At 66.6% G+C, this 11,961-nt stretch carries 10 protein-coding genes; 8 read left to right on the forward strand and 2 right to left on the reverse strand.

Translation table 11 applies throughout. The annotated features are described in order from the left end of the window. Together EIO58_RS06065 and EIO58_RS06070 are read right to left on the reverse strand one after the other, a co-directional pair. Positions 1-1,213, reverse strand: a 1,213-nt coding sequence (locus EIO58_RS06065) for an MFS transporter (protein WP_164861548.1), incomplete at its 3' end; no start/stop codon positions are given. A gap of 139 nt (positions 1,214-1,352) precedes the next feature. Then, on the reverse strand, positions 1,353-2,345 hold the full coding sequence (locus EIO58_RS06070; protein WP_127818757.1) for an ArsR/SmtB family transcription factor: 993 nt from the start codon (positions 2,343-2,345) through the stop codon (positions 1,353-1,355). Between the two features lie 45 nt (positions 2,346-2,390). Between EIO58_RS06070 and EIO58_RS06075 the strand changes: the two genes are divergently transcribed. The 8 genes from EIO58_RS06075 to EIO58_RS06110 all read left to right on the forward strand — a co-directional run bounded on the left by EIO58_RS06075 (position 2,391) and on the right by EIO58_RS06110 (position 11,779). Then, the gene (locus EIO58_RS06075; RefSeq protein WP_164861549.1) at positions 2,391-2,777 is read left to right on the forward strand and encodes a cupin domain-containing protein; all 387 of its coding nucleotides are present in this window, start codon (positions 2,391-2,393) and stop codon (positions 2,775-2,777) included. A 12-nt stretch (positions 2,778-2,789) separates the two neighbouring features. Then, positions 2,790-3,080: a DUF4287 domain-containing protein gene (locus EIO58_RS06080; protein ID WP_127818759.1), complete on the forward strand. Its 291-nt coding sequence runs from the start codon at positions 2,790-2,792 to the stop codon at positions 3,078-3,080. A 164-nt stretch (positions 3,081-3,244) separates the two neighbouring features. Continuing rightward, on the forward strand, positions 3,245-4,498 hold the full coding sequence (locus tag EIO58_RS06085; RefSeq protein ID WP_164861550.1) for an ABC transporter substrate-binding protein: 1,254 nt from the start codon (positions 3,245-3,247) through the stop codon (positions 4,496-4,498). 73 nt (positions 4,499-4,571) lie between these two features. Continuing rightward, positions 4,572-6,560 carry an alpha/beta hydrolase family protein gene (locus tag EIO58_RS06090; RefSeq protein ID WP_164861551.1) on the forward strand — a complete coding sequence of 663 codons (1,989 nt, stop codon included), beginning with the start codon at positions 4,572-4,574 and terminating at the stop codon, positions 6,558-6,560. A gap of 3 nt (positions 6,561-6,563) precedes the next feature. After that, positions 6,564-7,511: a carbohydrate ABC transporter permease gene (locus EIO58_RS06095; protein WP_127818762.1), complete on the forward strand. Its 948-nt coding sequence runs from the start codon at positions 6,564-6,566 to the stop codon at positions 7,509-7,511. After that, on the forward strand, positions 7,508-8,446 hold the full coding sequence (locus EIO58_RS06100) for a carbohydrate ABC transporter permease (RefSeq protein ID WP_127818763.1): 939 nt from the start codon (positions 7,508-7,510) through the stop codon (positions 8,444-8,446). The genes EIO58_RS06095 and EIO58_RS06100 overlap by 4 nt, the downstream gene beginning before the upstream one ends. Beyond that, the gene (locus tag EIO58_RS06105; RefSeq protein ID WP_127818764.1) at positions 8,443-9,084 is read left to right on the forward strand and encodes a hypothetical protein; all 642 of its coding nucleotides are present in this window, start codon (positions 8,443-8,445) and stop codon (positions 9,082-9,084) included. Before EIO58_RS06100 ends, EIO58_RS06105 begins: the two co-directional genes overlap by 4 nt. After that, positions 9,065-11,779, forward strand: a complete 2,715-nt coding sequence (locus tag EIO58_RS06110; protein WP_127818765.1) for an alpha-L-rhamnosidase — start codon at positions 9,065-9,067, stop codon at positions 11,777-11,779. Before EIO58_RS06105 ends, EIO58_RS06110 begins: the two co-directional genes overlap by 20 nt. Positions 11,780-11,961: the final 182 nt, after the last annotated feature.

The following is an 11,961-nucleotide window of genomic DNA, read 5'->3' on the forward strand; positions in this document are numbered from 1 at the left end:
CGCCGAACACGAGGAGCGCGGCGGCGAGCGGCGCGTACAGCGCGACCGAGGATCCGGCCGCGTCGGCGAGGAGACCGGTGATGGCCGACGATGCGGACTGGCCCACGATGACGGCCGAACCGAGCATCGTCATGACGGTCGCCGAGCGTCCGTGCGGGCTGAAGGCGGCCGCGAGACTGTACTGCGAGACGAGCGTCGGGCCGATGCCGATGCCGATCACGAGCAGGCACACCGCGATCGCGGCGACGCTGTCGACGAACGGCAGCGCGATCGTCCCGCCGACGAGGATCGCCGCGAACGTCAGCCACCGGGCCGTGAGAGTGAAGCGTGCCGGGAACAGCGCGACGCCCAGGGCGAGCGCGGCAGAGCCGAGCCCCATCGCGCCGTAGACGAGGCCCGCCTGCTCGGGTGCGCCGCGCTCGGCCATGAACGCCGTGAGCGAGGTCAGCATCGAGCCGAAGAACAGGCCCATGCCGAGGGCTCCCGCGACCGGCGCGAAGACGCGTGCGCGGAAGAGCTCGCGCGCCGGCGCCTGCTCGAGGGCCTGCTCCTCGCGGCTCGCGGCAGGGGTCGTCGCGGTCGGGTGGAGGGCGAACGCCGTCACGAACACGAGCGCCAGCAGCGCGGCGCCGATGACGGGGGCGGCGGGGCTCATGGTGGTGGCGAGCAGTCCCACGACGACGGGACCGAACACGAACGCGATCTCGTCGGCCGCCGACTCGTACGCCATCGTGCCGTTGACCGCCTTCGTGCGGCGGTCGTTCGGGAAGGCGCGGCCGATGATGCCGACGAGACGGCTGCGCGACAGCGGCGCCACCTGCGGCATGGTCGCGCCGATGAGGAACGCGACGCCCAGGAGCGCGGCATCCGGTGCCGGCGAGAACGCCAGCCACGCCATCGCTCCGAGCAGCAGGCTGTTGACCGTTCCCGTCGCGAGCAGCACGCGACGCTGGCCGATCCGGTCGGCCGCGGCGCCGAGCAGCGGCCCGATGAGGGCGGTGCCGAGACCGGTCATCGCGCTCGTCGTGCCGCCGAGCGCGAGCGAATCGCGCGCCGACACGACGAGCGTGAGGATGCCGACCACCATCATCGCGAACGGCAGCCGCGCGATCAGCGCGATGGGGAAGTAGGCGTAGCCGGCTTCGCGGACGAGGCTGGGGCGGCGCTCTGCGCGGGCGTGCGTCGTCTCGGGCTCGGCGATCGTGGTGTGCATCTGGGTCCTGGCTCTCCGCCGGGGACGGCGGTGCATTCGTGCCGCCTTGTCGCACGCGCCACACGCGCGGACAGGTAGATGCACATCGAGGATGGGCACGGTCAGTCTACCGCGGCCGTCTGGACGACCGCCGGGATCATCAGAGCACCGCGCCGACCAGCGCCTCGCCGAGCGGGGTGCGGCGGTGCAGCATCCGTGCCCCCTCGCGCGTGCTCGCGACGAGCCCGGCGTCGCGCAGCACCGTGAGGTGGTGCGAAGCCGTTGAGATCGCGAGCGCCGTGTCCTGGGCGACCTGCGAGGTCGTGCGGGGCTCGTGCGCGTCGAGCAGGATGAGCGCACGGGCGGGTCCGAGGAGGGATCCGAGCGCCGTCGTGACGTCGGCGGGGTCGCGCGCCCACGACGCCGTCACGCCCTGCGCGGGGTAGAAGAGCGTCGGCTGCGCCGGCGGCTCGGTGAGCACGTTGCACCCCGTCGAGCCCATCACCGACGGCACCAGCACGAGCCCGCTGCCGCGGCAGTCCACGACCTCGCTCCAGATGCGCATGGTGACTCGGACGGCGCCGTCCTGCCAGGCGACCCGTGCGTGCAGCGTCTCGATCATCGCGCCGACGCCGCTCTCGGCGATGCGGCGGGCGCGCACGGCGATGTCGGCGCGCAGCACGCGCTCGAGCTGTGTCCACACCGGGGCGATCGCGGCGTTCCACACGCCGAGCCAGGCTTCGGCGATCATGGCGCGCGCTCGATCGGGGTGGTCGATCATGCGCTTCACCGCGGTGCGGCGCGCCTCGCCCTCCGTCCGCACGAGCACCTTGGCCATGTCGACCTCGAAGCGCGCATCGTCGATGTCGCGCAGCCGCTCCGACTCGGCCTCGGGCGTGAGGTCCCACGTCGGGGTCGTGGTGAGGAAATCGGGGAAGTACCCGTCGTCGCGGATCAGCAGCGCGAGCACCTCGAAATCCTCGCGCGGGATCGCGCCGCGGGTGGACCGCATCCATCCCCACTGCAGCGGATGGTGGTCGGGCCGCTGCAGCGCCCGCACGGCATGGCACAGCTCGTGCCCCGGCGAGATGCCGAACCGGATCGCGGTGAGGTCGTCGGGCGCCAGCCGGAAGTCCACGTACTTTCGATCCACATCGAAACTGTAGGTCGACGGATGCTGCGACGAAAGGGTGAGGACATGAACACCGACACCGCCACCATCGTCCCCGCGGCCGAGCTAATCATCGGCACCGGCCGCACCCGCCGCTTCATCGGCGCCGAGCACGGCGCCGGAGTGTCGTACTTCTTCGTCGACAACGAGCCCGGTCAGGGGCCCGACATCCACCGCCATCCGTACCCCGAGACGTGGGTCCTCCTCGAGGGAGAGGCGCGCATCACGATCGGCGACCGCACGCTGCAGGCGGTCGCCGGCGACACCGCGACCGCGCCCGCCGGCGAATGGCACGGCTTCAAGAACTCCGGCAGCGGCCGCCTGCGCGTGCTGTGCATCCACGCATCCGACCGCATCATCCAGGAGTGGCAGGATGCTCCCGGAGTGCTCGACATCCCCACCGGAAGCCACTGAGGAGAAAAACGCATGTCATTCCAGGCATACCTCGACACGATCGAGAAGAAAACGGGGCTCCCCCCGCGCCGGCTCCTCGAGATCGCCCACGAGAAGGGGTTCGATGAGCACGCCAAGGCCACCCCGATCGTCGAGTGGCTCGCCGCCGACTACGGCCTGGGTCGCGGCCACGCCATGGCGCTGTATCACGTCCTCACCAAGGGCCCGCAGATCAGCGACAAGCACGTCGGCACCGACGGCACGCACTCCGATCCGTCGAACACGCTGTGGCTCGACGGGGCGGCGACGAACCCGAACCCCTAACCGGTGCGTCTGGCGGAAGTTGCCGTGCTGCTCACCGGTGACGCCTTCGACGCGCGCCGGAAAGGGGAATGAATCGTTTTAGAATTGAGACAACCCTGCTACAGTCCTCCAGGAAACGTTTTCTGCGGCTCTCAACGGAGAGCTGAGTCGTGGAGGGAGCAATGATGCGCAGCAGGAAGATGATCACGGGCGCCGTCGGTCTGGTGGCCGTCTTGGCCTTGAGCGGATGTGCCGGCGGGGCTGGTGAAGGCGGTGGCGCCGTCGAGTTGTCGTGGTCGTTCTGGGGGAACGCTGACACAGCGTCCCAGTACCAGGAGGTCATCGACGCCTTCGAGGCGAAGAACCCCGACATCAAGATCAACCCCACGTACGCGGATTGGGATCCGTACTGGCAGAAGCGCTCGACGGAAGCGGCCGGCGGCGGTCTTCCGGATGTCATGACGTTCGACGTCGCGTACTTGGCTCAGTTCGCGAGCCGCGGTGCGCTGCTGGACCTCGGGAAGTATGACGAGATCGATCTAAGCCAGTTCTCGGACGATGCGCTTTCGACGACTTCGCTCGACGGTGTCGTCTACGGAGCGCCGACCGCCGCCAATTCCTGGGCCATGCTCTACAACGCCGACCTGCTGGCTGAGATCGGCGTGAGCTTCCCCGATGCTCCCTACACGTGGAGCGAGTATCAGGACTTCATCTCCGAAGTGACGGAGAAGTCCGGTGGTGCCTACTACGGGGGCCCCGACTACGCCTACCGCATCCAGACGCTCGAGCTGCAGCTTCGGCAGGAGGGCGAGAACCTTTTCACCGACGACGGACAGCTGAACTTCGACGAGAAGCGGCTCACGGAGTTCTGGAGCTCGACGGCCGCTCTGCGTGACGGCGGCTCCGTGTCACCGCAGAACGAGAACGACCAGATCCAACCGGCCTTCCCCATCTCCAAGCCGATCGCCGTGTCGGAGATGCTGTGGGACAACATGGGCCCGCTGCTGGAGTCCGAGACTGCGCCCAACCTCGAGATTGCGCCTCCTCCCACCGACCACCCGGATGTGCCTGCGGGCTACCTCAAGACCTCGAGCCTGATCTCGGCAAGCGCGAAGACTCAGCATCCGGAGGAGGCCGCGGCGTTCATCGACTTCTTGGTCAACAGTCCCGAGGTCGCAGAGATCCTGGGCACCCTCTCAGGCGTCCCGCTTTCTGCGGAGCAGGCGGCGAGCCTCGCGGATGATCCCACCGGGCTGGTGGAGTACCAGGAATCGGTTGCCGACAGCATGGGCGCACCTCCGCCTCCGCCCGTCGCGGGCTTCGGAACGATTGAAGCGAGCTTCCTGCGTCTGGCTGAAGAGATCGGGCTCGGGACGATATCGGTTGATGATGCCGTCAAGACGTTCTTCTCCGAGGCTGAAGGCACGCTCAACGGCTGATCCGCGTTCTTGATGGGGGCTGCCCGGCCAGCCCCCATCGGCAGGAACAGCTATGCGTGATGGGACTCGCCTCATGAGCACACTTCTTAGTCCGAGCCCGCCATTCCTCGGCTTCGTCGGTGGGGACTCGGCGATACAGCTCGAGCGTCATATCGACCTCCGCACCCGGGCGCTCGAACACGAGCACCGGGGCGCTCTGGCCGACCTGGCCACCCGCGATTCGATCGATGCATATCGCGAGCGAGTGCGCAAGCATGCTGTCCGCTCGCTCGGAGGACCGCTTCCGCGAGTTGGCGAGGTCCGGTCGTGCAAGCACACCGACGAGCACGTCGACGGGCTCGTCGTGGAGACGCTGCAGTTGCGCGATGAGCGGAACGTCATCATTCCCATCACCACGCTTCGTCCAAGAGATCTGCCCCAAAAGTCCCCGGCAATCCTCGTTCTTCCAGGGCACAGCGCGCGCACCTCGTCCTGGAGTCTCGACCTTTCGGCGACCATCGCATCGGCCGGGTTCGTCGTCGCGGTTCTGGAGGTGTGGGGGCAAGGAGAGCGGAGTGAGTACCGGGACTCCGAAGGTCGATCAGCGCTCGACATCGAGCCAGGCGACGTCCTCCCGGTGCTCGAGCACAACTGGGGCGGTACAGCGGCCTGGGTGGTGGGCGACTCGGTGGCTCGTCACCTGGTGCAGGACGCGCGCGTGGCGCTGTCGTACCTTCGGTCTCGTCCCGATGTCTACCCCGACAAGGTCGGAGTCACGGGTGCGAGCGGCGGTGGGCTGCTCACGACATGGCTGATGCTGATCGAGCCTTCCATCGCAGCAGCGGCCCCGCTCATCTTCATCACCGATCAGGAGCACATCCGATCGAGCGGAATCCCGCAGTGCGCCGAGCAGGTCGCACTGGGCGACGGCGAGGCATGGATCGACCATGTCGACGCCCTTATCGCGATGGCACCAAGGCCAGTTCTCGTGGGGTCAGGCGACTACGACTTCTTCCCTGTCGACGGCGCGATCGCCACGGTCGCCCAGGGTCGTGCCGTTTACGCGACTCTCGGCGCGCACGATGCTCTCGAACACCACCGGTTCGCTTCGGGTCATGCCGTGCCCGCCCAGATGCGGGAAGCGGTCGCCGACTTCTTCGCCAAGCGACTCGGACGTAGGGGAAAGACGTCGTCACAGGAGCGTGAATGGTCGGCTGAGCGTCTGGCTTCGACGCGGACCGGCTTCGTAACGGTCGACGACCCGGAGTCGGTTCGACTGCCGCACCTCGCGGCAAGACGCCTCGTGGAGAAGCAGCGGGCGGCGACAGCTGAATCGACGCGAATCTGGCTCGCGGAGCGCATCCTCCGGCCGGAGCGCGTCGGAGAGCCGCATGTTCGGTGGACGGGCGAAGAGTCGCTGCAACTCGGCCCCGAAGCAGTGCGCCGCCGGGCCGGATTCTGGCCGGTCGACGAAGGCGTCGACGCGGCAGGGATCCTGATCGAACCGTCGCCCCACACACCGGACGCGGTGGTCATTGCTCTGTTCGATCGTGGCACCGACGACCTCGCTTCGCACGAAGCGTGGGTACGGGAGCGGCTCGACAATGGCGAGGCAGTATTCGCCGTCGACGTTCGCGGGACGGGCTCGCTGATGCCACGGACTCGCAACTGGTTTCCCATGGATGGAAACTACGGAACACAGTACGAACTGCTCATCAACCTGTTTCGGATCGGCGACTCGCTCGGGGCAGGGCGCGCCTACGACGTTGTGCGCAGTATCGAAGTCGCGGGTGAGTACTTCGCCAACGTCCGGCTTGAGAGCTGGGGCTTCGCGAACGCCTACGCCGTGACGGCAGCGGTCGTGGACGGTCGGATCGCGGTCCGCACGCATGGTCCGGTGCTGGACGCCGCGACGTTCATCACACCGTACCCGACGTCCACGCCCCGCGATTGGCAGCAAATAATCCCCGGCCAGGCGGTCCATGCACCGCGAGCAGGCATCGAGGCCGCACTCGGCGAGCGGTGGACGCCTGTCGGTGTCCACGACGGCGGACCTGTCGCGCCCGCCCACAGAAAGGATTGATCGATGGCGGAAACGAGAACGCTCGTTACCGGTTCCCGGCGGGATGGCGCGGTACACGCGCGCGGCTATCGGCGGAGAGAGAACCTGGTCGGATACACGTTCCTGACTCCCTGGCTGATCGGCTTGTTCTGTCTCACGGCCGGCCCGATGCTGTGGTCGCTGTATCTGGCCTTCACTGACTTCAACCTCTTCGACACGCCGCAGTGGATCGGCGTCGACAACTTCGTCGCGATGGCGCAGGACGCCCGGTTCCAGCAATCCGTGCAGGTGACTGTGGCCTACGTGCTCATCGGAACCCCGCTCAAGCTGGCGGCGGCGCTCGGAGTCGCGATCCTGCTCAACCGTGCAAGTCGAGCCCAGTCGGCTTATCGTGCTGCGTTCTATCTCCCTTCCCTCATCGGGGCGAGCGTGGCCATCGCCATCGTCTGGCGGGCGATTTTCGCCGACGGAGGTCCAGTGGACGGCGGCCTCAGCTTCTTCGGCATCCACATCGGCGGCTGGGTCGGCAACGTCGCTCTCGCCATGCCGATGCTGGTGCTGCTGTCCGTCTGGCAGTTCGGTGCGCCGATGGTCATCTTCCTCGCCGGTCTCAAGCAGGTACCCCTGGAACTGTATGAAGCCGCGGACGTCGACGGCGCGAATTCCTGGACGAAGTTCTGGCGAATCACCATGCCGATGATCTCGCCGGTCGTCTTCTTCAACCTGCTTCTCGAGACGATCAGCGCCTTCCAGGTGTTCGCGTCGGCGTACATCATCTCGAATGGTCAGGGTGGCCCGGGTGGCTCCACGCTGTTCTACACGCTCTATCTCTACATCAAGGGATTCGGTGAGTTCCGGATGGGCTACGCGTCGGCGATGGCATGGGCATTGATGGTCGTGATCGGCATCATCACGTTCATCATGTTCCGCACCTCCAAGGGCTGGGTCCACTACGCAGGAGACGATCGATGACCATCACTTCGGAACCGTCCGAGATCATCGAGGGTGAAGTCGCCCTGACCGCGCCGGCTGCTGCCGAGCGTCGACCGCGACGCTCGCTGAGCGAGCTGCGACCGCGCCGGGTCGCGTACCACGTCTTCGTGATCGCCGTCTTGGCGCTGATCCTCTTCCCGGGCATCTGGCTGCTGCTGTCTTCGTTCAAGCCCAGCGCCCAGATCGTGGGAAACACTGAGCTCTTGCCGCAGACGTGGACGATCGAGAACTACGTCAAGGCGCTCGACCCCATCGGCGGAGTTCAGTCATTCGTGTTCTTCCTGAACTCCCTCATTCTGTCCATCGGGACGGTCATCGGTGTCTGCGTCTCCGCGTCGCTCACGGCATACGCCTTCGCGCGCGTCCGCTTCGTGGGACGAAACGTTCTCTTCGCGGTGATGATCGGAACGATGCTGCTGCCGTTCCACGTGCTGCTTGTCCCGCAGTACGTCATCTTCCAGAGCCTGGGCCTCGTGGACACGTTCTGGCCGCTGTTGCTGCCGAAGTTCCTTGCGGCGGACGCCTTCTTCATCTTCCTGATGGTCCAGTTCATTCGCGGTCTGCCTCGCGAACTGGACGAAGCGGCCAAGATCGACGGAGCCGGGCATCTCCGCACCTTCGTCTCGATCATTCTTCCGCTCCTGCGACCGGCTCTGATCACGTCTGCGATCTTTGCCTTCATTTGGAGTTGGAACGACTTCATGGGTCCGTTGATCTACCTCAACTCGCCCGACCTGTATCCGCTACCGTTGGCGCTCAACCTCCTCAACGCGCAGAGCGCCGGCGGTGGAGCGGCAGACTACGGGGCGATGATGGCGATGTCTGTCCTCTCTCTTGTCCCGGTGATGCTGTTCTTCGCCTTCTTCCAGCGATACCTCGTCGAAGGGGTGGCGACGCAGGGTCTGAAGGGATGAACCGGCCGAATGACACCCGGCGGCGGCGGGGGCTGCGGTGGGGCAGGCCCTTCGAGGTGTTCGCAGAGGCGATGTTCATGGGGTTCCTCGCCATCGCGCTCGCACTGCCACTTGTGACACTGGTCGCGGCGATCCACGCGAGCGTCCGGCACCTGCGAAGGGCGATGGATGACGAGCGTCCGGGAGTCCGCGACTACGTCGACGCGTTCCGCGAGTGCGTCCTGCATTCGTGGCGGCTATCGCTCGCTCTCGGAACGCTGCTTACGGTTGGAGTGGTCATCGACTTGCCGTTGCTGGCACGTGAGGCCTCCACGCCGTCCGTTGCGGTCGTCGGCATCATCATCGCCCTTGCGTGGTTGTCGGCGTTGATCACGACGGTGCGCATGAGCGCTCAATGGCGCCCAGGTGACCATTGGAACGACCTCGGTGAGCTCGTCGTCCTCAGCTCCCTGCATCCACGCGCGATCATCGTCGCGGGAACGGCGCTCGTGGCGACCGTCATGGTCGGGATACTTCTTCCCGTCGGGCTCTCACTCTTCGGGGTCACGCTCTTGGCGGCCGCGCTCGAAGTGAGGAGTGCTCCGCGTCCGGCAGAGCTTCCGCCGACCGCAACTACGAATGGAGAGACGCGTGCGTGAATGGCCCGACAACATCATCTCACCTGAGACCGTGGAGTCGACGGACATCCGGATTGCAGAACTCCGCACCGGGCACCTCGGCACGGCGATGGGGGTGGCGACGGCTTCCCCCTCGGTGAGTTGGCGCCTTGAGGGGGACGCCCCGTTCGACGGCGCACGGCCGGCCGCGTACGAGATCCGTGCCACATGGTCGAATGGCGACACCGAGACCACCGGACGAGTCGAGTCCGATCGTGTGTCGTACAGGGCATGGCCGTTCCGGCCGCTGATGTCGAGGGAGCGAGTGGGTGTCGCCGTTCGATCTTGGCTCGAGGGGCCGGCGGGCGAAGAGCTCCGAACCCCGTGGAGTGAAGGTCTCGACGTCGAGGCCACCCTTCTTCGTCCCGAGGATTGGGTCGCTTCCAAGGTCGGACCACCCCGAAGCATCGAGCAAGGACGTGAGTCCGCGGTGTTTCGTTTCCGCAGGGAGTTCGATGCGGAACAGCCGACGCGAGCGCGCCTGTACCTCACGGCGCACGGCTTGGTGGTGCCGTATGTCAACGGGCGCCGTGTGTCCGATGAGGTGCTCGCGCCCGGTTGGACCAGCTATGAGCATCGTCTCCGGTATCGCGTTCACGACGTCACCGACAGCATTCACGCCGGACGAAACGTGATCGGCTTCGAGCTCGCCGAGGGGTGGTACCGCGGACGGTTCGGCTTCGACCACGGCGCACGCGGCATATATGGGACCCGCATTGGAGTCATCGCGCAATTGGAGATGACGTTCGCGGACGGCACACGTGAGGTGCTCGCGACCGACGAATCGTGGTCGTGCACGTACGGGCCGGTCACCTTCACCAATCTCTACGATGGCGAGGAGCGCGACCTCTCACTCGACGAATCGGACTGGTGCGAACTCGCGGCTGACATGGAGTCGTGGGTGCCCGCCGTTGCCGCCGATTTCGAGACGTCGGCGCTGGAACCGGCCGACTCCCCACCGGTCCGTCGAACCGAGACGGTGGCACCGGTGGTGACCGAAAGTCTCCGGCCGGGCGTCCAGCGCTATGACTTCGGACAGAACCTCGTCGGCCGGATGCGCATCCGGGTCGACGGCCCCGACGGCGCCACCGTGACGATGCGACACGCTGAGGTGCTCGAAGGCAGTGAGCTGGGCGTGAGGCCCTTGAGGTTGGCGCGCGCGACCGATCGTCTCACTCTGTCGGGCGGCTTCGTCGAGTGGGAGCCAGAGTTCACCTATCACGGTTTCCGCTACGCGGAGATCGCATGCTCGGACGATCGTGTGCGAGTCTCGGGCGTCGAGGCTGTCGTGATTCACTCCGACATGCGGCGGACCGGATGGCTCGAAACCTCCGATCCGTTGATCAATCGATTGTTCGAGAACTCCGTATGGAGTCTCCGCGGGAACTTCGTCGATCTCCCGACGGACTGCCCCCAGCGGGACGAGCGGCTTGGCTGGACCGGTGACATCAACGTCTTTGCGCCGACGGCTGTGTTGCTGTACGACGTCGCTGGTGTCCTCCGCTCCTGGCTGCGGGATTTGAGTGCCGAGCAGCTCGCGCATGAATCCAACGTCCCACCGATGTTCGTGCCGTCCATCATCACCGAGCCACATCTCGCGGCGGTGTGGGGGGACGCGACGGTCGGCGTGCCGTGGGCCCTGTACGAGCAGTACGGAGATCCCGCTCAGCTCCGGGAGAGCTATCCCGGCGTCAAGGCGTGGATCGAACTGGTGCGCACCCGTCTGAGCGCGCGCGGGGTCTGGGACACAGATGCGCAACTGGGCGACTGGCTGGATCCGACCGCTCCGCCGGATGCGCCTCACGCAGGGAGGACGGACGCGAATCTGGTTGCGACGGCATACTTCATCAGGTCCACACGGCTTGCATCGCGGATCGCCGCCCTCATCGGCGAACCGGACGACTCCGAGCGGTTTGCAGACCTGGCGGAATCCGTCAGGAGCGCATTCATCGCCGAGTACGTGTCAGCATCAGGACGCGTCGTCAGTGACTCGCAGGCAGCATATGCGCTCGCTCTGGTGTTCGATCTGCTCGACGACGACGTACAGCGCGAGCGCGCGGGCGAACGGCTTCGGGATCTCGTCCGGCGCGGAGGCCACCGCGTGGGAACGGGATTCGTCGGCACGGCACTCATCCTGGACGCTCTGGTCGCGGCGGGCCATTCAGCAGATGCGTGGGCGATGCTGACCGAGACACGGCCGCCTTCGTTCCTCTACCCGGTGACGATGGGAGCGACGACCGCGTGGGAACGCTGGGACAGCATGCTTCCCGATGGCCGGATCAACCCGGGCGAGATGACGTCGTTCAACCACTACGCGCTGGGTGCAGTGGCTGGATGGATGCAGCGAAGCATCGGGGGGATTCAGGTCACAGAGCCTGGAGGGAGGACCGTCAGGATCGCGCCGGTCGTCGGTGGCGGGGTGATGTGGGTGACGTCCCGACAGGAAACTGACTACGGGTCGGTGTACACCTCCTGGAGGGTCGAGGATGGGCGATTCCGGCTCGAGGGGTCCGTGCCTGTGGGCGTCCGTGGGTCCGTGGTGATGCCGGACGGGAGTCGTCATGAGGTTTCCAGCGGGAACTTCGCGTTCAGTTGCGCTGCACCCGTGCCGAATGACGACCCAAGTGCGCAGCCTCGCGGGCGTGACCGCATGGTGATTCGGTCCTACTACCCGTAGCGGCTACGGTCGTCGTCCTCGATCCCTAGTCCCGCTTGCGCAGGCGCAGGAACCACGGAATGCCGTGGCCACGCCGGGTCGCGGCATCCTGTTCGTCCTCGTCTCGCGCTCGCGCCTGCGCGGCGCGTGCCGCCCGCCGCTCGCGCCACGCGCGGGCCTCGGCGTCGACATCGCGCGTCGGC

The sequence above is a fragment of the Microbacterium sp. CPCC 204701 genome (genome assembly GCF_004010105.1).
GTDB lineage: Bacteria > Actinomycetota > Actinomycetes > Actinomycetales > Microbacteriaceae > Microbacterium.

Bases quoted from the DNA above. Each gene is read 5' to 3' on its own strand.
- EIO58_RS06075 (WP_164861549.1), top strand. From the start codon at position 2,391: ATGAACACCGACACCGCCACCATCGTCCCCGCGGCCGAGCTAATCATC.
- EIO58_RS06080 (WP_127818759.1), top strand. From the start codon at position 2,790: ATGTCATTCCAGGCATACCTCGACACGATCGAGAAGAAAACGGGGCTC.
- EIO58_RS06085 (WP_164861550.1), top strand. From the start codon at position 3,245: ATGCGCAGCAGGAAGATGATCACGGGCGCCGTCGGTCTGGTGGCCGTC.
- EIO58_RS06090 (WP_164861551.1), top strand. From the start codon at position 4,572: ATGAGCACACTTCTTAGTCCGAGCCCGCCATTCCTCGGCTTCGTCGGT.
- EIO58_RS06095 (WP_127818762.1), top strand. From the start codon at position 6,564: ATGGCGGAAACGAGAACGCTCGTTACCGGTTCCCGGCGGGATGGCGCG.
- EIO58_RS06100 (WP_127818763.1), top strand. From the start codon at position 7,508: ATGACCATCACTTCGGAACCGTCCGAGATCATCGAGGGTGAAGTCGCC.
- EIO58_RS06105 (WP_127818764.1), top strand. From the start codon at position 8,443: ATGAACCGGCCGAATGACACCCGGCGGCGGCGGGGGCTGCGGTGGGGC.
- EIO58_RS06110 (WP_127818765.1), top strand. From the start codon at position 9,065: ATGGAGAGACGCGTGCGTGAATGGCCCGACAACATCATCTCACCTGAG.